Origin of the sequence: Rheinheimera hassiensis (genome assembly GCF_022436675.1) — a bacterium.
Taxonomy (GTDB): domain Bacteria; phylum Pseudomonadota; class Gammaproteobacteria; order Enterobacterales; family Alteromonadaceae; genus Alishewanella; species Alishewanella hassiensis.
In genome coordinates this window covers 399,505-422,124 of record NZ_JAKUJZ010000006.1, presented here as the reverse complement: position 1 = coordinate 422,124, position 22,620 = coordinate 399,505, and the positions used below count along the sequence as shown (strand labels likewise).

Sequence of the window (22,620 nt, the reverse complement as noted above, 5' to 3'; positions counted from 1 at the left end):
ACCGAAATTAGGATGACACTATATTTTCAATGACTGAATTTTATTATGTGGGGTGAAACTTTATTTTCACCCCACAGAAATGCCAGCCACACGCTGCCCGCAGGGTTCGTCTGGCGGCGCTTTGCTCTTTGTCACTCGTCGTTTATTTAGAATAACTAAACCGCACTCCTCGTTTCGTGAGAAAAACACCGCCAGACGAACAAAATCTAACCAGCAAACGTCAACACGCCCTAGTCAATCTGCATTAAACGCACTTCATAAATACCGCCAGCGATGGAACCGGCGTTAGCAACAAATTTCAGTTCTATACTATCGCCGGTGTTTAACAGCCTGGCAGGGATCGGATAATCGACATGGTAAAAGTTATCGCCCTGCTCACCCGTCAGGCTGACATTAGCCAGTAGCTGGTTATTCAGCAAAATTTGGAAATGCCGGTTGCTGTCAGCGCCAAAATACGTCAGCCGTAGTTTCAGCGCATCTTGCCCTCTGGTGTTTAAGCGGTAACTAAACCAGCCGGCAGCATGGCGCCAGTGCCGGCCCTGGTGCACCCCTGCTTCGGTTTTCTCACCTGCAAATTGATGATCGGCTTCTGGCTGTTGCTCGCCGGGGCGGATCATATCGATGGTTTTAGCTGCCAGTTGGCTGTCAAGTTGGCTTTGCTGGCGCAATACATTTTGTTGTTGCTGCCATTGGCCGGCGTTACTGTGCGGGAAATACAGCGTGTAGCGGCTGTCATGCAGCCGGAAGAATGGTATCAGCTCTAACGGGCCCTCAACACCGGCCAGCACTGCTTCGCCGCTGGTAAAGGCCAGCGCCTTGCCGGCAACCGGTTTAATATGGCGGACAAAATCGGCGTTATCACTGATAAAGGTCGGCGTTTGATCAACCGGGCATTGCTCGCCACTGGCGATATGGCCCATGCGGCTGCTATCGGCAATAAAACTAAGCTTGTCCTGCCATTGGCTGCGCGCGGCCAGCACAATAGGGCCATGCAAAATAGCATAGTGCTTGCTGTTATCCGGCAGTTGCTCCAGCGTGGTTTGCATCGGCAGGGCAATCGCCAGCTTATCGCCTTTGTGCCAGTGGCGCTGCAGGCTTAAATAGCCTGGAGTTTTTGATGTGAATTCCACGGCTTTGCCGTTTAGTGTCAGTTGCACCTTACCGGCGACCCACTGCGGATTACGGATATTCAGGCCAAATTTACCGCCTTGTTCTATCGTGATCAGACTGCTGTCTTGATCCGGAAATTCGGTAGTCTGACGAATTTTTACGGCTTGCTGGCTCCAGTTCAGGCTGGAATCGACAAACAAATTTACATACAGCTGATCGTCTTTATGGGCATAAATCATTTCGCCGTATTTAGCGTGGTTTTCAATGCCGGAGCCAACGCAGCACCACATGGTGTGCTCTGGCGACGAATAGACGCGGTAGTGATTGGGCCGCATGGGCGTAAAATACACCAGGCCACCATGCTCTGGGTGCTGCGACGATAAAATATGGTTATACAGCGCCCGTTCGTAGTATTCCATATAGCGCGGTTCTGGCGCGCGCTGATATAGCAGCTTGGTTAGCTTTAACATATTGTAGGTGTTGCAGGTTTCCGGCCCCTCTACATCACTTAGCATGCTGCTGAAATCGTCTGACGGGTGAAAATGCTCGCGCACGCTGTTGCCACCTATGGCGACACTGCGTTTATTCACTACTTGTTGCCAGAAAAAATCAGCGGCCTGATACCAGCTGTTGTTGTTCGTTTGGCTGGCAAGCTGCGCCATGCCAATAATTTTCGGGATCTGGGTATTGGCGTGCAGGCCGTCCAGTACATCTTGTTGTTGTAACAGCGGCTGCATAATACGCAGTTCAGAAAAGCGCAGCGCCAGCTGTAGGTATTTGTCGTCACCGCTAAGTTCGGCCACTTTGGCCAGAATATCGTTCATGCCGCCATATTCGGTGATCAGCATTTGCTGCAGTTGCTGATCGCTCAGCTGGCTGGTTAGCTTAAGCGCCCAGTCGCTCAGTTGCAGCAACATCTGCTTAGCCTGCTGATTGCCGGCGTAAACATAAGCATCATGCAAACCGGCGAAGGTTTTATGCAGGTTATACCAGGGCACCCATTGCTTGTTTAACACAAATAAATCAGCGTCTATCTGGCCCTGGCTGATTTGCTGCCAGGTGGCTTTGCCGCCGGGAATACCGCCCAGGTAGCCATCGCCATGTTTTTGCTGGTAACTGTGCAGCTCGTTAATCATGTAGTTCAGCCGCTCGAGCAGTTGCTGCTCGCCGCTGGCGCTGTACATCAACGCCAGCGCGCTAAGGTAGTGGCCGCCGATATGGCCATCCAGGCCAGAGCTTTCCCAGTTCGGGTAAGGATCGGCCAGTGGCGGCAGGCCAGCTTCGCGCCGGTAAGGGGCCAGCAGGCGGTCCGGGTTCATCGCCATCAGATAGCCGATGTTGGTTTGCTGCGCCTGATAAAAGGGCCCGCTGTGCAGCCGTACCTGATTAAGCGCAAAAGTGTCTATAGCGGCACTGACCGGCAGTACCAGCAGTAACATACACAAGCTAAGCAAAGCTTTCATCTTGCTTCCTCACTCAGGGTTAAACTTCACGCCTCTGACGCTTTGCCAAATAGCGGCATGCCGTTGTCATCCCAGCGTATGGCTTTAACATAAGTATGGCGGTTTGGGTCCCATAACGGGTCGCCGACAATTTCGGTATAGGTGCGGGCGTGGTATACCAGCATATCGTGCTGACCATCTTCTGATACGGTAAAGCTGTTATGGCCCGGGCCATAAACACCATGTTCAAAGCAGCTTTGAAATATCGGCTGCGGCGATTTATGCCAGCTGGCAGGGTTTAACAGGTCGGCATTTTCATCGGCCCATAACAGGCCAATACAGTAGTTTTCATTGGTGGCACTGGCTGAGTAAGTTAAAAAGATTTTACCGTTACGCTTGAGCACTGCCGGGCCTTCATTAACCCAAAAACCGCGCGTTTCCCACTCCAGCTCAGGTTTGCTTAGCATAACCGGCGCACCGCTTAATTTATCCGGCGTGTCCATCGTCGCAATATATAAATTGCTGTTGCCTTCGATGGCGTTATCCTTTTGTGCCCAGACATAGTACAGCTGGTCATGGTGGCTAAAAGTGGTGGCATCCAGGCAAAAGGTGTCGATGCCGCTGTCGAGCTGGCCGACAAACTGCCATTGGCCGCCAACCGGATTGGCGTCAGTGCAGCGCAGCACATACATCCGGTGCTGAAACAGCTTATTTTTGATTTCGCGGTTGGGCGCAGCGGCAAAATAAATATACCAGGCACCCTGATTAAAATGGATCTCCGGTGCCCAGATCAGCTCAGAGTAAGGGCCGCTGTCGGGCTTATGCCATACCGCTACCGCCGGGGCGCTGGCCAGCTCATTTATTGTTCTGGCGCGGCGTAGTTCAATTAAGTCATAAGCCGGCACCGACGCGGTAAAATAGTAAAAGCCGTCACTGTGTTTATAAATGCACGGATCGGCGCGCTGTTCAATTAATGGCTGCTGTAATCTCACAGTAAACTCCTCAGATAGTAGTGGGCTTAACGACACTGGTTTTCCCGACCAACTGTTGGTAATAGTTATCGGTAATGCGATAGCGAAACATCAGTAAGCCCATCAGCAGATGAAACACGCCCGGAATAACCGACAGCATTAAGGCGATGCCGGTCAGTGCCAATGCACTTTGCGGTTGATCCGGCACATAGTCAAAACCGGCCAGCAGGCTGCCAACCATAAAACCAGCGATGCCCATACCGGCTTTCTGGCAAAAAGAGATACCACCAAAAGCCAGGCCGGACACGCGCTGGCCGGTTTTATCGGCGCCGTAATCAACAGCCTCTGGAATAGCCGACCAGAATACCGGGGCATGCAAATCGACGACAAATGACAGCAGAAAATACAACACAAAGGCCAGCATCACATCACCGGGGTTTACCAGTACATATAGCAGCACACTTAATATCGCCACTAAAATCTGGCTGTAGCGGAACAGTTTCACCTTGCAGTAATGCTTGGTGATCCAGGTTGAGGCCACCATGGCTAATATGGCTGCAGCGACGCCGGTGGATAAAAATGCTGACAGCATAGCGGCGTCACCACCAAGATAATATTTGGCGTAGTAAGCGGCGACAGAGCCGCGCACCACATAGCCGATAGTGCCGGTAACGCATACCGCGCACAGCACCAGCCATTGATCATTTTTTAGCAGGTATTTTAGCTGCTGCAAAAACGGCAGCGTTTCTACGGTATGCTGGATACGTTCGGTAGTGGTAAAAAAACAGAATAAAAACAGCAATGTTGCCATTAATGCCATCACTCCCATCGCCGACTGATAGCCACCGGCCAGGTTCTCTCCGCCCCAGTGCTTTGCCAGAATAGGCACAATAATAGTCACCAGAAAAGCCGCGATTTTGGCAAAAAATAACCGGTAGCCGTTGGCGGATAAGCGCTCTTTCGGGTTATCCGTTAGCACGCCAATAATAGAGATATACGGAATGGTCACTGCAGTAAAAATGACCGTGACCAGAATATAGGTAGCATAGGCCCACACCAGTTTACTGTTGTAATCCCAGTCGGGGGTACTGAAGGTAAGGTATACCGCAATACCAAAGGGTACGGCTAAAAACAGGAAGTAGGGCCGGTAGCGGCCCCAGCGGGTAGTAAAACGGTCGGTAATTATGCCCATTAGCGGATCGGTTACCGCATCAACCAGCCGCACCACTAAAAACAGCACCGCTAAGTCGGCTGGCTTTAAGCCAAAAATATCGGTGTAGAAAAATGTGATAATCAGCATCATAGATGACATCACCACGTTGACCGCCATATCGCCGGCACCAAAGCCGACTTTCTCCAGTACGGAAAGTTTGTGAGTTTGCATAAAGTTCCCTGTCGTTCCCGGTACTATGCGGCAGGTTCAAGCCTGTGATTATTCCTGCGTAGCACCGGTTTTTTATATTTTTTATTCGCAAAACTGCCACAGTTTGGCTGGTTGAGTTTTGCACTGTCGAATAATATATGATAAATAGTAATACAATACTACTAAAATGAAAGCAGATATCAACCCCTATAGAGGGTGGGGTCTGCAGCCTTAAGGAGGCGTAGATGTTAAACGGGGTAACGACAACAAAATGGCTGGCTGGCGTGGGCAGGGTTTCAGCGCTGGCCTTGTTATTAACCGGGCAAACCGCCTGCGCAGATGAACAACAAACACTGCCACAACTCAGTATCCATGATCCGGTGATGGCACAGCAAGATGGCCGCTTCTATTTATTCAGTACCGGGCCGGGTATTACCTATTATCACTCCGACGATATGCTGCAGTGGCAACTGGCCGGCCGCGTATTTGCTGATGAACCACAGTGGGCTAAACAGGTGGCGCCAAGCTTTGATGGCCATATCTGGGCGCCGGATATTTATCAGCACAACGGTAAGTTTTATTTGTATTACTCGGTGTCGGCCTTTGGCAAAAACACCTCGGCCATTGGTGTTACTGTTAATAATACGCTGGATAAAAGCAGCCCCGATTACCAGTGGCAGGACAAAGGTATAGTGCTGCAATCAGTGCCACAGCGCGATTTATGGAACGCGATAGATCCGAATATTATTGCCGATGATAACAGCGATATCTGGATGAGCTTTGGTTCATTCTGGGGTGGTTTAAAACTGGTAAAACTGGCAGATGACTTAGTATCGCTGGCACAGCCGCAGCAGTGGCATACCATTGCCAAAGCACAGCGCTCGGCCTTTATTGATGACGCCGAGCCAGGCCCGGGCGAGCTGGAAGCGCCTTTTATCTTTAAACAGCATGGTTATTACTATCTGTTTGTCTCGTATGGCAAATGCTGCCGTGGTGCCGACAGTACCTATCATCTGGTTGTTGGTCGCGCGAAAAATGTTACCGGCCCCTATCTGGATAAAGACGGTAAGTCGCTAAATGAGGGCGGCGGCACTGTGCTACTTAAAGGCAACCGTGACTGGCCCGGCCTGGGCCATAACAGTGCCTACACCTTCAACGGTAAAGACTATCTGGTGTTTCATGCTTATGAAGCGGCCGATAATGGCTTACAAAAACTAAAAATAGCCGAAATAAGCTGGGATGACGCCAAATGGCCACTGCTGAGTGACAGTGTGCTGAGCGATTATCGCAGTGTATTACTGCCAGCAGAGCAAAAATAGCGCTGATAAAGCGACAAACAAAAACGGGGATAGAAGATGCATAACATTAAACCAATACTTAAACCGGCATTGCTGGCCAGCGCCATAGTGCTGTCACTAAGTGGCTGCCAGCAGTCGCTGAATCAGGCAACTGATGACAATAAGACCGCGGTCAGTGATGCCTATGAAGGCCAGAGCTTTACCAACCCGCTGTATAACAATGGCGCCGATCCCTGGCTGGAATATTATGACGGCAATTATTACCTGACCACCACCACCTGGACCTCGCAGTTAGTGATGCGCAAAGCCCCCACGCTGGCCGGGCTGGCCGAGGCAACGCCGGTTTATTTGTGGTCAGAAACTGATCCGGCCCGTTGCTGTAATTTCTGGGCTTATGAGTTTCACCGCCTCAAAGGCCCGGATGGTTATCGCTGGTATATGATGTTTACCTCCGGCAAGCAGGAAAACCTCGATGGCCAGCATTTGTCGGTACTGGAAAGCGCTGGCGATGATCCTATGGGGCCTTATCAGTTTAAAGGCTCTCCGATGCCGGATAGCTGGAATATTGACGGTAATTATCTGCAGCACAACGGAAAATTATATCTGCTGTGGTCAGAATGGCAGGGTGATGAGCAACTAAACTGGATTGCCGAAATGGTTAACCCCTGGACCATTACCGGGCCCAGAGTAGTATTGTCCAGGCCAAAGCTGCCGTGGGAAATTTCCGGCCGTAAAGTGAATGAAGGCGCCGAAGTGTTAAAACGTAACGGCCGCACCTTTGTGGTGTATTCAGCCAGCTTTTGCGATACGCCGGATTACAAACTGGGCTTGCTTGAGCTAACCGGCGACGACCCGCTTAACCCGGCAGACTGGAAGAAATACGATAAACCAGTATTTGAACGGGCAAATGGCGTTTACGGCCCTGGCCATAACGGTTTTTTTAAATCGCCGGATAATAAAGAAGACTGGCTGGTTTACCACGGTAACAACAAAGAAACCGATGGCTGCAGTGCTACCCGCTCGTTACGCGCCCAGCCTTTTAGCTGGCATGATGACGGTACGCCAAATTTTGGCCAGCCGGTACCGGAAGGACAGGTAATGGCCGCCCCGTCCGGTGAAAACGGCCCGATAACGGCAGTGCCGCAAGGGGCTGACTGGCTGTTACGCAACGGTCAGGGCCAATGTCTGGGCGTGGTTGATGATGCACCGGCGGCTGTTAATTGCTCTGCAAATACAGCGTTAAAAGTAGACCCGACCACGGGCGAATATTACCGTTTAGTGACCCGGCAGGGCCGGTATATCGGCCTTGGGCTTGATGGTGCGGCTGAAGCCGGGCCATGGCGCAATAAAGTACGCCAGCAGTGGCGTTTTGCGGCAACGGATTCAGCTGCCTGGCAATTAATCAATAAAGCCGGTGATACGGCGTTGCAAATCCCAGGTTGTAACGCCGAGCAAGGGTGCAGCGACTGGCAGTTACTGCCGGCCGGCAAGGTGGCCATCAGCAGTAGCCAAAGTGGTAAGGTGTTATCAGTTGCTGCCGGGCAACCTGCTGGCGCGGCAAAAGTCAGCCAGACAGGCTGGCAAAACCGGCCCGATCAGCACTGGCAGTTTAGCCAGACCGAGCAGGGTACTTTGCAGTTGCGAAATGGCAGTGGCAATAATCTATGCCTGGCGGTACAGGCTGAATCTCTGGCGGCTGGTGCGCCGGTGGTGATGGCCGCCTGTGGTGTCAAAGCCAGCCACTGGTTATTGCAACCCAATGCGTACGGCAGCATGCGGTTAGTGTCGGCGCATAGCAAAGCGGTGTTGGAAGTACCGGCTTGTGCGCTGGCCGATGATAGCGAACTGAAACAAGCACCGCTGGCCGCAGACAGTTTCTGCCAGCGTTTTCATATCCGTGCCATTGACTGACGATTAGCCCGGCAGCAGAGCCTGCGTTGTTTCTGCTGCTACTGTATAAACGATTACAGGTGATAGACATGACAGTTTTACCTATATCTGACGCCTCGGCAGTGGCCGCATCTGAGGCACAGTGCCCACCAGCAGAGCCAGACGCTGAACTGGAGCAGCAGGCTGAGCTGGGTTATAACTGAATAATACCCGGAAGTTACTCTGCAGAAATTAAAAAGCCCCTGAAGTCAGGGGCTTTTGCGTTATCGCTTTGTACTGTTAAAGGCTGTAACGGAACCCCAGCGCAAAGGTTCTGCTAAACAGTGAAGAACCAAAGTTATGCGTTGACGGATACTCATAGTAACTTTGGAAAATTTCGTTAGTCAGGTTGGTCGCATCAAACGTTACCATCAGGTTGTCGGTAACGTTGTAACTTAACTGAAAATCGAGGCTTTTTTCCGGGTTACGGTATATACCCAGCGGGTTGGCAAACTGCGCTGCTTCATAGTTATTCAGGAAGTCTTCGCGCCATACATACGATAACCGCATATCGAAGCGTTCTTTCTCATAAGCCAGCACCACGCTGTAAGATGAATCCGATACGCCGAATAATGGTGTGGTATCGGTGCCCACTACCGTACCTTCGCTGTTGGTGATCGGAATATCCTGCGACGAATCCAGTATGGTGTAACTGGCCTGCACGCCAATACCGTCCAGTAAATCCGGTAAGCCTTTCGGGAAGTACACCACGCCTAATTCATAGCCATCCAGTTTACCGTTTGAAGCATTATCCGGCTGGTTCAGGATGTAAGGATATTCGCCCTCGCCATCATCGTGGATTACCCGGCGGCGAAAATCGACCACAAAGCCTTCAATCTCGCGCTTAAAGGCTGTGGCATACAGGGTGCTGCCTTCGGCAAAATACCATTCCAGCGATAAATCGAAGTTTTTCGATTCAGTTGGCTCAAGCTCAGGGTTGCCGCCGGTTGCCGTGCCATAACCAATATTGGTGACATCGCGTACATAGTTGATGGTAGGGTTTAGCTGGGCAAAAGCCGGACGACGCAGCGTTTCGCCATAGCTGAAACGCGCCAGTAAATCGTCGGTCAGGTTATAGCGCAGCATCAGGCTTGGCAGCACCTTGCTGGCGCCGGTTGACGCTGCATTGCCAGCAAACGCCATGTCGGTGTCAACATCTACATAGCGCAAGCCAAACTGGCCATCGAGCAAACGCCCGCCCAGTTCAGTTTCAAAATCTGCCTGAGCATACAGTGCGGTGGTCGTTTCGGTAACTTCGAAAGTTTGCGCTAATATGCGCTGATCACCCACAGCCAGGCTCGATCCGGTTTCAGTGTTGTAGATAGTGCGGAACATATCGGCATTGTCGCGAATGTAATAACCATTGGCAGATAACCACGAGGTGGGCACATCCGATTCGCCATCAAAGAAGCCATTATTTACGTTAAGCAATCCTTCATAGCTGGCCAGCTGACAGGCGGCAGTGCCTGAGTTACACAAGCCGGTATCCTGCAGCAGCTGAGCTTCGGAGGCTTTGCGTTTGTCATAACGGCCACCAAAGCTGATATTGGTAATAATACTCTTATTCAGCATGTAGTCGGCATCTAAGGTAAAGGTTAGAGCATCACCACCACGGCTATAGGCCTGATCATAAAGCTGGGCCATGGCCCACTGGTCCGGGGCGGTTAAATCTGTCGCCGGGCCAAAACTAAATGATGGAATACCGTTGCCACTGTTAAAATCAACACTGATGCTGTCTGCTACCCGCTCAGTACGCATAGCAAAAAAGCTTTCGTCGTACTGGGTGTCCTGATACACCACTTCAGAGCGCAATTGCAGGTTTTCACCAATCAGCCATTTTCCGCCCAGTGCATACACATAGCTGTCTGTTTTACCGGTGCTTAAATCGCCGCTGGTAAACATGTAAGGTGCGCCAATAGTGCGGGATTTAATAATATTAGTGCCTTCGAACAGATTGATGTCCGGGTTGTCGCCTAAGTTGCCCCACCAATCGACAAAGGAAAACAACAACGAGTTATAAGATTCGTTGCGAAAGCCATTGTAGAATGCTTCAAAGATGTATTCAGAGGTGTCGTTTGGCGCAAACTGAAAAGCCACATTTACTGCCGGGCGTTCGCGTTTACCGGTCAGATCGCTGGCAAACACGGCATCGCGCGAGAGTAAATATTCGGTAGGTACGCCATTCACATCAAAGGTAGAGCCTGGAGCAAAGGGTAAACCGGCTTCTAAGCCCGGTTGCCAAATTGGGTTCTCTGAGGCACGGCCATCGGTGCTGCGGATAATTTCGTAAGGTGCAAAGCCTGCCGGTGGGTTATTGGTGGCAAACGGCATCATAGCGCCCGCAGTGACGCTTTGGTCGCGATAATGCGTTTCAGCATAAGACAGGTTAATCAGCGCGCCAAAGCGGCTATCGCCAATATCCCAGTTGTTGCTGAATAAGGCGCTGATATTCGGGTCAGTTTTATCGGCCTGTTCCGAATGAATGCCACGCCCGGCTACCACCAGCTTGCTGGTGTCGAAATCGAACGGGCGCTGGGTATGGATATCAATCTGGCCGGCGATACCGGTTTCTATCAGGCTGGCTGAACGGGTTTTATACACATCTACCCGGTTTAGCAAGCTGGCGGGAATATCTGCCAGCGCCACTGAGCGGCCTGAAGCAGTAAAAATATTGCGGCCGTTTACGGTGGTGGTCACGTCATTTAAGCCGCGGATAGATACGGTACTAACTTCACCGGCACCGCGGTCAGTTACCTGTACGCCGGACAAACGTTGCAGGGCTTCCACCACGTTATTGTCTGGAAATTTGCCGATATCTTCCGAGATAATTGAATCGACGATTTGCATGTTTTCCCGTTTCAGATCAACTGAACGGGCCAGGCTACCACGAATACCTTTTACCAGAATAACTTCCACCTCATCTGGCGTTACTGTGGTGTCGTCACTGCTTTGCTGAGCGTATAACGGATGGGCAGACAATGTTATCGCCATGGCGACAGCACTGCTTAAAACCGAAGGTTTAAACATGAGCATAACTCCCCTTGTCACTTATGTTATTGCCTTCCTGGCCAGAGAAAACTGACAATGGAGGCGTTTTTTTATGTGTTTTTATTATTCGTGCTATTGTACGAATAATTAATCATCCTATTGTATGATTAATAGTCTGTCAACGAACTGCTGTAAAAATATCCAATCCCGCCGGTTGCTGTATAGCAGCGCAGCAAAAACCAGTTGCTTGTGGCAAAATAGCTCGTTAATCGCTATAGGCTTACAAAGCAGGGGCGGCCAAATGCTGCTGATGATCGATAATTACGACTCTTTTACTTACAACCTGGTGCAGTATTTTGCTGCATTAGGCCAGCAAGTTGTGGTGCGGCGCAACGACGATATTACGGTGGCGCAGATAGCCAAATTAGCGCCGGATCATATTGTTATTTCGCCCGGCCCGAAAACACCTGACGATGCCGGGGTGTCATTGGCTGCCATTGAGCATTTTGCCGGAAAAATTCCTCTGTTAGGGGTTTGCCTGGGCCATCAGGCTATTGCGCAGGTATTTGGTGGCCGTGTGGTACGGGCCCGTCAGGTTATGCATGGCAAAAATTCGCTGGTGCGGCACAATAATCAGTCGGTATTTCGTGGCCTGGCCAATCCGCTGGATGTAACGCGCTACCACTCTTTAGTAGTCGACAAACACAGCCTGCCCGCCGAACTGATGCAAACAGCCTGGACAGATGATGCCAGCCAGGAAACAGCAGACATTATGGGCTTAATGCACCCCGGGCTGGCATTACATGGTGTGCAGTTTCATCCTGAGGCTATTCTTAGCCAGCAGGGAAAACAGCTGTTAGATAATTTTTTAACCTTGGCCCAACCCGGCTAAACGGCTGGCTTGACTCTGCCAGAGTCCGGTTGCAGTATTGGCAGCAGACAGTGCAGATGACAACTGTCACCGAATTCAGATGGAGTATTTAGTGGCTTTTGCAGATGTGATGGTGCAGCGCTTTTTCGATCAGTTAGTTGGCGTAAACCCACAAAAGAAACGTCTTGGCTACCAAATCCGGGCGGGGCAGGTGGATACGCAGCGTACCTTGCTGGCTGTGGAAGCGCAGGCCCAACAGTTACGCGAGGCCGGCGAGCAGGCTAAAGCGCAGTTTACTGAGTTTGCTCAGGCGCATTTGCATGATGAAGTGGCCGATGAGCTGCTACGCAAGTTACATAATATTGAGCAGGTGATGGCGTCGTTGTTTGACCCGGGCGAAGCATTTTTTCCGGTGCTGGATGTACTCAGTGAAAAAATCGTTACCGTTAATAAGCTCGATCCGCTGGTATCAAAGGTGCCATGGTTGAAAGAAGAGTTATTACGTCTGGTTAATCAGCCGCAGTACCGTAACCGCACCGCATCGGGTGCGATGATCAAGGATATTAAAACCGCACTACGTTTTTTAGGCGTTGAAAGTTTGCAGCTGATCATACCGGTGTATGCTATGCGCCGGATGATACCGCATTCAACTGACCCTTTTACGCCGTTAAAAAGCCGGTTGTGGGACTACACACTGGCCGTTGCCATTGCTGCGCGTGCGTTAGCAGAAAACAGTGCAGAGCATCCTTACGATGCGTTTTGCGCCGGCTTGTTTCATACCACCGGCCATGCCGTAGTTACCCGCAATTACCTGCGTACTTACCTACAGGTGCGCCAGCAGCAACTGTTGCATGCCAGAGAAAACCGCGATACGCAGCTGACCAATACACTGGATCAGCTTGAAGCCGATGCCAGCTTTTTGTGTGAAAGCCTTGCTGAGTTCGCTGCGGTATTAAGTGCAGACATCACTTCGCGCTGGCAGTTACGTACATTACCGCTATGTCAAACGCTGGATCAACTGGCTGAAGGTGCCGGTTTTGCCGGTTGTAGCCCTCTGGCCCGGCTGGTATTGCAGGCGCAAACCTATGTGCAGTGGCAAACGCTGCACAATAGCCAGCAGATATCCGAGCAGGAAACCAGTAATTGGTTTGCGGCAGTGCAGCTAAGCAGCGACAGCGTAGATATTCTGGCAAAAACCAACCTTAAGCGTTTAAATATTGAATTGTAAGTATTGCAGTGTAAGTGCGCAGCTGTAATAAAAAATACAGCCATAAACATGCAAAGTTATAGCGCAGCAATTTTTACCGCCTGCACTTAACGCAGCGCTTGGTGTAGAGTCTGGCGGCAAAATCAGCGTTGTTTTTGCCGCTAGTACCGTAGTGCTTACTTATTCACATCCTATGCAAATCTATCTGCAGGCCTTGTGTTTTGTGGGTTTGCTTGCTGGTGGCAAGCAAGACAAGGGCTGTTAAATCTGCAATAATGCGACAAACTTATATCACTGCCAGCTACGTTCTGGCTGTGTAGCGGGCTAACCGAAGCAGAATAAAAAGGAAAATAAAATGACTGGCCAAACGCAAGTAAACCGTGCTCTGTTCGATGAAGTGATGGTGCCTAACTACGCTCCTGCCAATATTATTCCGGTAAAAGGTGAGGGCTCGCGAGTATGGGATCAGCAAGGGCGCGAATACATTGATTTTGCCGGTGGTATTGCTGTAAGCAGCCTGGGGCATTGCCACCCGGCTCTGGTTAACGCATTAAAGCAACAGGCTGATAAGCTGTGGCATTTAAGTAATGTGATGACCAATGAACCGGCATTGCGTTTGGCTAGCGCATTGGTTAACGCCACTTTTGCGGACAAAGTCTATTTTGCTAACTCTGGTGCTGAGGCCAATGAAGCCGCTTTTAAACTGGCGCGGCGTTATGCATTGGAAAAATTCGGCGCGCATAAAGATCAGATTATTTCTTTTCATAAAAGCTTTCACGGCCGTACCTTCTTCACCGTAACAGTAGGTGGTCAGGTGGCATATTCTGATGGTTTTGGCCCTAAACCCGGTGCAGTAATGCACGGCGAGTTTAATAACCTTGATAGCATTAAAGCGTTAATTTCTGACAACACCTGCGCGGTAGTGCTGGAGCCTATTCAGGGCGAAGGCGGGATTATTCCTGCTACTGCAGAATTTTTGCAGGGCGTACGTGATTTATGTAACCAACACAATGCGTTGTTGATTATGGACGAAGTGCAAACCGGCGTAGGCCGCACCGGTAAGCTGTATGCGTATATGCACTATGGCGTAACGCCGGATATTCTTACCACGGCAAAATCTTTAGGCGGAGGTTTCCCTATCGGCGCTATGCTTACCACTGACGATATCGCCTCGCACCTGAAAGTTGGCACCCATGGCAGCACTTATGGCGGTAACCCGCTGGCTTGTGCTGTAGCTGAGGCGGTGCTGGAAACGGTAAACCAGCCGGAAGTGATGGCGCAGGTATTAAGCAATGAGCAGTTATTCCGCCAACAACTTGCTGCCATTAATGAAAAATATCAGGTATTCAGCGAAATACGCGGCAAAGGTATGTTGCTGGGAGCGGTATTAAATGAAAAATACAAAGGCCGTTCGCGCGAGTTTTTTCTGGCTGCGGCAGATCAAGGTTTAATGGCACTGGTAGCAGGCCCCGATGTAGTGCGGTTTGCGCCATCACTGGTTATTACACCAGAAGATATTACGGCAGGAATGCAGCGTTTTGAACAGGCGGTAAAACAGGTAGTTAACGCCTGACACGACTATCCGGACACTGCTGTCCGGACACGACGATAAAGCAGCACCAAGACTGCAAAAATGAAGCTAAGGGGCCCCAGAGCCCCGAAAACAATAACGTAAAAGTGGAGTAGCGACGATGATGGTGATTCGCCCAATCCGTGCGGATGATTACCCGGCGCTGTATAGCATTGCGGTTGAGTCGGGGCACGGTTTTACTTCGTTACCGGTAAATGATGAACTGCTGATGCGTAAAATAAGCCGCTCAGAGCAATCATTTAACAAACAGGTCAGTTCGCCGGGGGATGAAGGTTATCTGTTTGTGCTGGAAGATACGCTCACCGGTGAGGTGTGTGGCACCAGTGCGCTGGAAGCCGCTGTGGGGATGGATGATGCGTTTTATCATTACCACCTGGGCAAGGTGGTACATAGCTCACGTTCACTCGGGGTGTATAAAACAGCCGATATATTAACCCTGTGTAATGATTACACCGGCGTTAGTGAGTTATGCACATTATTTTTGCGAGAAAGCCGCCGCGAGAAAAACAATGGCCGTTTGCTGTCCAAAATGCGCTTTTTGTTTATGGCGGAATTCCCGCAGCGTTTTTCCGACAGAGTGATCGCCGAAATGCGCGGTATTTCCAATACCGATGGCAGCTCGCCGTTCTGGCAGTGGCTACAGGAGCATTTTTTCTCGCTGGATTTCCCCACTGCAGATTATCTGACTGGCATAGGCCAGAAGGTGTTTATCGCAGAACTGATGCCTAAGTATCCGATTTATGTCAGCCTGCTCAGCAAACAGGCGCAGGCAGTAATTGGCCGGGTGCATGATAAAACTAAACCTGCACTGGCATTGCTGCAGTCAGAGGGTTTTTCGCATCGTGGTTATGTCGATATTTTTGATGCAGGCCCTACAGTAGAAGCCAGAGTGGAACACATCCGCTCAGTGCGCAACAGCCAGCGCCTGCAGGTACGGCTGGGCGATGTCAGTAACGGCCAGCCTTATCTTATATGTAATACCAGCGTTGTAGACTTCCGTGCTACCTGGCTGGCACTTGACGTAAACGAACACAGCGTAGAGGTAATCCTACCGGCTGATGTTGCCGCGGCGCTACGGGTAAATGCGGGCGACTGGGTTCGGGTTACAAGAATTTAATAGGGGAGAGATATGAATTACGCAGAACAGTTTATTAATAATCAGTGGCTTGGTGGTGAAGGTAAAGAATTTACCTCACTGGACCCGGTGAAAAACACGCAGGTATGGCAAGGCAAGGCGGCAACTGCTGCTCAGGTAGACACGGCCGTGCAGGTGGCGCGTAAAGCCCAATATGACTGGGCTGGTTTAAGCTTTGATGAGCGTGTTGCTGTGGTAAAAAAGTTTGCTGAGCAACTTACCAACAATAAAGAAGCCATGGCACTGACTATTGCCAGCGAAACCGGTAAGGCACTGTGGGAAGCCCGTACTGAAGTTGCGGCGATGATTGGCAAAATTGATATCTCTGTACGGGCTTATCAGGAGCGCACCGGCACCAAAGAAAACCCGATGCCACAGGGCCGGGCTTTTGTACGGCATAAACCGCATGGCGTAGTTGCGGTATTCGGGCCCTATAATTTCCCTGGCCACTTACCCAATGGCCACATAGTACCGGCCTTGCTGGCAGGGAATGCAGTAATATTTAAACCCTCAGAGTTAACACCGAAAGTGGCAGAAGAAACGGTAAAACTATGGCAGCAGGCCGGTTTGCCTGCTGGCGTTATTGCTTTATTGCAAGGCGAAGTAGATACCGGTAAGGCGATTGCAGGCCATAATGGTATTGATGGTATTTTCTTTACCGGCAGTTCCCGCACCGGCCATTACCTGCACCAGCAGTTTGCCGGCCGGCCGGATAAAATTCTGGCACTGGAAATGGGCGGCAATAACCCGCTGATTGTACAGGATGTCAGTAATATTGATGCCGCAGTGCACGATATTATTCAGTCGGCTTTTATTTCTGCCGGCCAGCGCTGTACCTGCGCCCGTAAATTGTTTTTACCTGCTAATGCGCAGGGCGATGCTATTCTGGCGCGCCTGCTTGAGGTAACCCGCAATATCAAGGTAGGTGTATATGACGCCGCCGAGCAGCCTTTTATGGGCTCAATGATTTCTGTTGCCGCAGCTAAAGGTATGCTGGCTGTGCAGCAGCAATTAGTTGAATTGGGTGGCAAGGTGCTGGTTGAAATGCAGCATATTGATGTTAACACCGCTTTGGTGAGCCCGGGCATTGTTGAATGCAGCAATATAACCGATTATCCGGATGACGAGCACTTTGGCCCACTGTTGAAGGTGTTCCGCTTTACTGATTTTGATCAGGCGATTGATGCGGCCAACAACACCCAGTTTGGTTTATCTGCCGGGCTGTTAAGTGACAGCGCTGAGTTATATCAGCATTTTTTCCGCCGAATCCGCGCCGGTATTGTTAACTGGAACCGGCCGATTACCGGCGCCAGCTCAGCCGCACCTTTTGGCGGTGTGGGTTCAAGCGGTAATCATCGGGCCAGTGCGTTTTATGCCGCAGATTATTGTGCTTATCCGGTGGCGTCTGTGGAGCTGGAGCAGGTAGTATTGCCAGAGCAATTATCGCCGGGCCTGGCTTTTTAAGTCTGGTAGTAAATAAATCTTATCGGGGCTAACGCCCCGATTTGTTTTCTGCTGCAGTATTTGCTTAAATAACGCATACTTAATGCATCTCTTGCCAACAGTCAGGTGTAAAACAGCCCATGGTCACAGATAAACCCGGATACGAGCATTTGATCCAGTTTCTGACAGAGCATTTGTCGCTGTTTGAGCAAACCGGCTCGGGTGATGCAGATAAAACTATTGGTGCCTTACTGGAAGAGTCTATCGCAGAGCAAATTATTACGCTTTGCACCCAGCATACTGAGCTGGAAATGAACCACCGCAGCATGATTATCCGTGAAGTTGACGGCATTATGTATGACTTTCAGGAGGTGCTTGCCAGTGTGCTGGATAAAAAAGCCACCCTTCAGCAGGCTGAACTTATCAATGAAATCTCTCTGCTAATCAAAAACCTGTTTGATACTGCCATCGCCGATCTGATGGATTAACGCCACACCTTACTGCAAATGTGCTAGATACCTGAGCAGCTTTTACGTAGAATGTCGGCCTCCTTTTTCTGGCTGGGGTTTGTGATGGAAGCAACGGTTAAATGGCACGATAACAATACCTTTATTGGCCGCTCTGGTAGTGGGCACGCAGTGGTATTTGATGGCAATAAAGATGACAGCACTGCCCCCAGTCCGATGGAAATGGTGCTGATGGCTGCAGGTGCCTGCTCATCTGTTGATGTTGTCAGTATTTTAAAGAAATCCCGCCAGCAGGTGCTTGATTGTGAAGTTAAGCTAAGTGCCGAGCGCGCCGACACCGTACCTAAAGTATTTACCAAATTGCATCTGCATTTTGCCGTAACCGGGGTTAACCTCAGTGAAAAGCAGGTAGAGCGGGCAGTGCAGTTATCGGCAGATAAATATTGTTCGGTATCCATTATGTTATCCGGCAGCGTAGCCGTAACACATTCATTCAGTGTTATAGCTGCTGAGCTCACGCCAGCAGCAGAATAACAGCAGTAAATTAGTCAAAACCGGTAACCGGTTTTTTAGCGGAGACAATGTTAAGTGGTTAAGCCTTTTGAAAAATTGAAACTACACGGTTTTAATAACCTGACAAAAAGCCTGAGTTTCAGCCTTTATGACATTTGTTATGCCAAAACTGAGCAACACCGGCAGGAATACATCGAATATATCGACGAGCAATATAATGCCGATCGGTTGACGGATATTCTGACTGAAGTCACTGATATTATCGGTGCTAACATTCTGAATGTGGCGCGCCAGGATTACGATCCGCAAGGCGCCAGTGTTACCATACTGGTAAGTGAAGAGCCGGTACTGGTTGATCCTGACAACTCAGAGAACCCGGGGCCGCGGCCTGATGCTGTTGTGGCACATCTGGATAAAAGCCATATTTGCGTGCATACCTACCCCGAAATTCACCCGCATGATGGCATCTGTACTTTCCGTGCCGATATCGAGGTTTCTACCTGCGGTATTATATCGCCACTGAAAGCACTGAACTTCCTGATCCACAGTTTTGAATCTGACATTGTTACCATCGATTACCGTGTGCGTGGTTTTACCCGCGATATCAGCGGCACCAAGCATTATATCGATCACCCTATCAGTTCTATTCAGAACTTTATGGACGAAGACACCAAACGTGCCTTCCAGATGATTGACGTTAACGTGTATCAGGAAAATCTGTTCCACACCAAAATGATGCTAAAAGAAGCTGATTTGAATAACTACCTGTTTGGTATGGGCAAAGATTCAATGACGCCGGAAGAGCAAAAGACAATCAGCAAGAAAGTATTCCGCGAAATGCGTGAAATTTTCTACGGTCGCAACCTGCCGGATATGAAGTAACTGATGAGCATGCTTATCGATCACAAGTTTTCCATTGCCCCTATGCTGGATTGGACAGATAAGCATTGTCGCTACTTTCACCGTATGCTGAGTCAGCATGCCGTGCTGTACACCGAAATGGTCACCACCGGCGCTATTATTCACGGCAGTGGTGATTATTTAGCGTTTAATGAAGAAGAGCACCCTGTGGTGCTGCAGCTGGGCGGTTCTAACCCGGCTGATATGGCGCACTGCGCCAAGCTGGCAGAGCAGCGTGGCTATGATGCAGTAAATATAAATGTTGGCTGCCCGTCTGACCGGGTACAAAACGGTATGTTTGGCGCCTGCCTGATGGCACAACCACAGCTGGTAGCAGACTGTGTGAAAGCGATGCAGGATGTCGTCAGCATACCGGTGACGGTGAAAACCCGCATTGGCATTGACGACTCTGATGATTATCAGTTTTTGCAGGATTTTGTCGCGACAGTGGCCGATGCTGGCTGCCAACAGCTGATTATCCATGCTCGTAAAGCCTGGCTCAAAGGCTTAAGTCCTAAAGAAAACCGCGAAGTGCCGCCACTGAATTACGAGCGGGTCTACCAGTTAAAGCGTGAGTTTCCACAGCTTAATATCAGCCTCAATGGTGGCGTTAAAACACTTGAGCAAGCCAAAGCACAGTTGCAGTACCTGGACGGCGTGATGGTGGGGCGTGAGGCGTATTCAAACCCTATGTTGCTAAGCAGTGTTGATGAACTGATTTATGGCAAACCCGGTTATAGCCGTAGCCCGCATCAGGCGGTGCTGGATATGTTGCCCTATATTGAGCGGCAAATGCTGCAGGGCGCCCGGTTTTGGCATATAGCCCGCCATATGCTGGGATTATTTCAAGGTATGCCGGGTGCCAGACAATGGCGGCGTTTGTTAAGCGAGCGTGGTCATTTTGCTGATGCTACGCCAGAGTTAATGCTGCAGGCACTGGCAAAAGTAGCGCCTGTAGCGGATTTAACCACCTGATTAGTTAATTTCACCATTTTTTGGGTTTCAATAAAAGGCGGGTATAACGAAAGTTACCCGCCTTTATTATTTTATTTATTAATATCAGTTGTTTATGCTGTTTTATCGACTTGGCACAGCACTTGAAATACCGGTTGTGTAGTACAGACTAACCACTTTCAAGGAAACGATCATGAACACACTGACTGCTCTAACTTTAACTGCTGCTTTCGCCGGAGCTTTACTGGCTAACAATGCGATGGCAGATGATCTGACAGATCAAATCCGTGGCGCTGCCCAGCAGCAATTACAGGAGCTGCATAGCCATAATCAGCAGCAGGCCAGAATTGCACTGCATAAAACTGCGCTAGAGCTGCTGGCCCGGCAAACCGCTGAGCAAGATGCAGCAACGGCATTACTGGCATATCAGGCAGTATATACTGCCGCTGTAGTGGCAGAGTAAGAGATGTTGATGTCATCCGGTTGGTTACTGCTGCTTTTTTTAAGCCCGGTGCTAAGCATAATTCCCGTTGTGCTGCTGTGGCACTGGTTGATACCACTGTTTGGTTTGGGGCAAAAAGCTTCAGGCATGTTGTAGCAAACCGGCATGTTGTAGAAAAGGAACGCTGATATGAGCTGGGTAACAATAGAACTGACAGCCTTTGCTATTTTTGTGGCTTTATTGCTGTTAGCAGAGCTAAGTCAGATAAACAAAAAACACCTTGATGGAGTACAGACAAATGGCAACTTATGACACTGATCGTTGGTATTGTGCCCGTGCTTACCGGAAAATTGCCGGCGTTTGTGCAGGTTTTGCCGGTTATTATCAGCAACCACGCTGGCTGATCCGCCTGCTGGCTGTCATATTATTAGTGATGTTTCCTGTAGCAGCAATATTGGCCTATCTGGTGGCTGCGGTGGTGCTACCAAACCGTTGACACTGTACCAGGTAAGTTACGGGCTGTTAACTGGTTGAAACTGGTGTAAGATAAGGCCGTGACTATAAAGGAGAAACAAGATGCTACGGTTTTTTGCTGCCTTGCTGATGTTAAGCTGCGCTATGTCGATTAATGCTGACCCTGTATTCAGTGTCGAAGATAGCAAAATTCGTCAGCCAATGCCGGGGCGCACGGTAACGGCAGGTTACCTGATATTACATAATCATTCTTCAGAAATGGCTACGCTTGTTGCTGCCAGTAGCAGCCAGTTTGCGCGGGTTGAATTGCATCAGCATACTCATAAAGATGGCATGATGCGCATGGAACAAATCAGTGAAATTAATATTGATGCCGATGGCAGTGTGGCATTTGAGCCGGGCGGTTTGCACTTGATGTTGTTTGAACCTAAAGACAAACTGGAAATTGGCCAGCAAATACCGCTGACGTTAGAGTTTGCTGACGGTCAGCAACTGGCGTTTACCGTGCCGGTAGTTGCTACACCCAAACGCTGAGGGCCGTTTTATGGTTAATAAAAAAGTCATCAGTGCTGCAGTATTTGCAATACTGGTGCTGATGTATGGCACCGCTTGGTGGGTAAGCCGTGAACCTTCAATGCTTATAGCAGAAATTAAGCAAGAGCAGCGCAAGCTGGGGGATAACGCTATAACCGGCTATAGCACTACCACTGCGTTGATCCGCGTCAGTGAAACCCTGCTTTATAAAAGTGGCGGTTATCTGGCAAATGATATTATGCCGCCGTTTAGCTTGCTGGATAATATGCCGGCATGGGAGTTAGGCGTGCTGGAAATGTCACGCGATCTTGCGTTGGCCTTACGCAAAGATTTCAGCCGCTCTCAGTCACAGTCAACAGAAAATGTTTTTCTTAAAGTGGCACAGCCGCGTTTTAATATTGATCACAGAAGCTGGGCTATCCCCAGTGCTGAGGCCGAGTATGCCAAGGCAATAGAGCAACTATATTTGTATCGTGCTGAGCTGTTAGATCCCGCCAAACCAGATAGCCAGTTTTACGCCCGCGCGGATAATTTACGCGATTGGGTGAAAGCAGTAGAGAAACGGCTTGGAAGCTACTCACAACGTTTAAGCGCCAGCGTTGGCCAGGAGCGTATTAACACGGACCTGGCCGGTGATGCGTCAGCGCGCCAGTCTACCGAAACGCCTGCACATCGTAATATCAAAACCAGCTGGTGGAAAATAGACGATGAATTTTACGAAGCCCGTGGGGCTGCCTGGGCTTTACTGCATTTTCTAAAAGCAATAGAAACAGATTTCAGTGACGTATTGCAGCGTAAAAATGCCATGATCAGTTTGCGGCAAATTATCCGTGAACTTGAAGCAACACAACAGCCAATCTGGAGCCCGATGGTACTTAACGGTAGTGGTTTTGGTTTGATGGCAAATCACAGCCTGGTAATGGCAAATTATATCTCCCGCGCGAATGCCGCGTTAATTGATCTCTCTGAATTATTATCACAAGGGTAG

General features: G+C 49.9%; 20 protein-coding genes. 16 read left to right on the top strand and 4 right to left on the bottom strand.

The features are described 5' to 3' along the window. Window positions 1-230: 230 nt before the first annotated feature. From MJX74_RS15395 to MJX74_RS15385, 3 genes are read right to left on the bottom strand one after another with little or no spacing between them, the layout of a single operon-like run. Window positions 231-2,573, bottom strand: a complete 2,343-nt coding sequence (locus MJX74_RS15395) for a glycoside hydrolase family 127 protein (protein ID WP_240223772.1) — start codon at window positions 2,571-2,573, stop codon at window positions 231-233. A 26-nt stretch (window positions 2,574-2,599) separates the two neighbouring features. Beyond that, a complete protein-coding gene (locus MJX74_RS15390) occupies window positions 2,600-3,544 on the bottom strand; it encodes a glycoside hydrolase family 43 protein (protein WP_240223770.1) in 945 nt (314 codons plus the stop codon). Window positions 3,545-3,554: 10 nt separating this feature from the next. Then, entirely contained in the window at window positions 3,555-4,907 is a 1,353-nt protein-coding gene (locus tag MJX74_RS15385; RefSeq protein ID WP_068232795.1) for an MFS transporter, read from the bottom strand. A gap of 224 nt (window positions 4,908-5,131) precedes the next feature. Here MJX74_RS15385 and MJX74_RS15380 point away from each other — a divergent pair, with 224 nt between their 5' ends. Together MJX74_RS15380 and MJX74_RS15375 are read left to right on the top strand one after the other, a co-directional pair. Then, entirely contained in the window at window positions 5,132-6,205 is a 1,074-nt protein-coding gene (locus MJX74_RS15380; protein WP_240223768.1) for an arabinan endo-1,5-alpha-L-arabinosidase, read from the top strand. Window positions 6,206-6,241: 36 nt separating this feature from the next. Beyond that, on the top strand, window positions 6,242-8,095 hold the full coding sequence (locus MJX74_RS15375) for a family 43 glycosylhydrolase (RefSeq protein WP_240223766.1): 1,854 nt from the start codon (window positions 6,242-6,244) through the stop codon (window positions 8,093-8,095). Window positions 8,096-8,353: 258 nt separating this feature from the next. On the opposite strand, the gene MJX74_RS15370 is transcribed toward MJX74_RS15375, so the two are convergent. Then, the gene (locus tag MJX74_RS15370; protein ID WP_240223764.1) at window positions 8,354-11,140 is read right to left on the bottom strand and encodes a TonB-dependent receptor; all 2,787 of its coding nucleotides are present in this window, start codon (window positions 11,138-11,140) and stop codon (window positions 8,354-8,356) included. 262 nt (window positions 11,141-11,402) lie between these two features. Between MJX74_RS15370 and MJX74_RS15365 the strand changes: the two genes are divergently transcribed. The 14 genes from MJX74_RS15365 to MJX74_RS15305 all read left to right on the top strand — a co-directional run bounded on the left by MJX74_RS15365 (window position 11,403) and on the right by MJX74_RS15305 (window position 22,620). Next, window positions 11,403-11,993 (top strand): anthranilate synthase component II, encoded by a 591-nt coding sequence (locus tag MJX74_RS15365; RefSeq protein WP_240223762.1) that lies wholly within the window; start codon window positions 11,403-11,405, stop codon window positions 11,991-11,993. 37 nt (window positions 11,994-12,030) lie between these two features. Then, on the top strand, window positions 12,031-13,200 hold the full coding sequence (locus MJX74_RS15360) for an HDOD domain-containing protein (protein WP_240223760.1): 1,170 nt from the start codon (window positions 12,031-12,033) through the stop codon (window positions 13,198-13,200). Window positions 13,201-13,534: 334 nt separating this feature from the next. Then, window positions 13,535-14,752: an aspartate aminotransferase family protein gene (locus tag MJX74_RS15355; RefSeq protein WP_240223757.1), complete on the top strand. Its 1,218-nt coding sequence runs from the start codon at window positions 13,535-13,537 to the stop codon at window positions 14,750-14,752. Window positions 14,753-14,870: 118 nt separating this feature from the next. Next, entirely contained in the window at window positions 14,871-15,887 is a 1,017-nt protein-coding gene (astA, locus tag MJX74_RS15350; protein ID WP_240223756.1) for an arginine N-succinyltransferase, read from the top strand. Between the two features lie 12 nt (window positions 15,888-15,899). Then, a complete protein-coding gene (gene astD / locus MJX74_RS15345) occupies window positions 15,900-17,369 on the top strand; it encodes a succinylglutamate-semialdehyde dehydrogenase (protein ID WP_240223755.1) in 1,470 nt (489 codons plus the stop codon). A 119-nt stretch (window positions 17,370-17,488) separates the two neighbouring features. After that, window positions 17,489-17,836 carry a DUF3802 family protein gene (locus tag MJX74_RS15340; protein WP_240223754.1) on the top strand — a complete coding sequence of 116 codons (348 nt, stop codon included), beginning with the start codon at window positions 17,489-17,491 and terminating at the stop codon, window positions 17,834-17,836. Between the two features lie 84 nt (window positions 17,837-17,920). Then, window positions 17,921-18,349 carry an OsmC family protein gene (locus MJX74_RS15335; RefSeq protein ID WP_068234096.1) on the top strand — a complete coding sequence of 143 codons (429 nt, stop codon included), beginning with the start codon at window positions 17,921-17,923 and terminating at the stop codon, window positions 18,347-18,349. Between the two features lie 54 nt (window positions 18,350-18,403). Further along, window positions 18,404-19,210 carry an adenosylmethionine decarboxylase gene (speD, locus tag MJX74_RS15330; protein ID WP_215396595.1) on the top strand — a complete coding sequence of 269 codons (807 nt, stop codon included), beginning with the start codon at window positions 18,404-18,406 and terminating at the stop codon, window positions 19,208-19,210. A 3-nt stretch (window positions 19,211-19,213) separates the two neighbouring features. Beyond that, entirely contained in the window at window positions 19,214-20,203 is a 990-nt protein-coding gene (gene dusA / locus MJX74_RS15325) for a tRNA dihydrouridine(20/20a) synthase DusA (RefSeq protein WP_240223753.1), read from the top strand. A gap of 172 nt (window positions 20,204-20,375) precedes the next feature. Then, on the top strand, window positions 20,376-20,645 hold the full coding sequence (locus MJX74_RS15320) for a hypothetical protein (RefSeq protein ID WP_240223752.1): 270 nt from the start codon (window positions 20,376-20,378) through the stop codon (window positions 20,643-20,645). A 168-nt stretch (window positions 20,646-20,813) separates the two neighbouring features. Then, window positions 20,814-20,936 (top strand): hypothetical protein, encoded by a 123-nt coding sequence (locus tag MJX74_RS21795; protein ID WP_259237745.1) that lies wholly within the window; start codon window positions 20,814-20,816, stop codon window positions 20,934-20,936. Next, on the top strand, window positions 20,923-21,120 hold the full coding sequence (locus MJX74_RS15315; RefSeq protein ID WP_215396592.1) for a PspC domain-containing protein: 198 nt from the start codon (window positions 20,923-20,925) through the stop codon (window positions 21,118-21,120). Before MJX74_RS21795 ends, MJX74_RS15315 begins: the two co-directional genes overlap by 14 nt. 80 nt (window positions 21,121-21,200) lie before the next feature. Further along, on the top strand, window positions 21,201-21,632 hold the full coding sequence (locus tag MJX74_RS15310; protein WP_240223749.1) for a copper chaperone PCu(A)C: 432 nt from the start codon (window positions 21,201-21,203) through the stop codon (window positions 21,630-21,632). 10 nt (window positions 21,633-21,642) lie between these two features. After that, window positions 21,643-22,620 carry a DUF2333 family protein gene (locus MJX74_RS15305; RefSeq protein WP_240223747.1) on the top strand — a complete coding sequence of 326 codons (978 nt, stop codon included), beginning with the start codon at window positions 21,643-21,645 and terminating at the stop codon, window positions 22,618-22,620.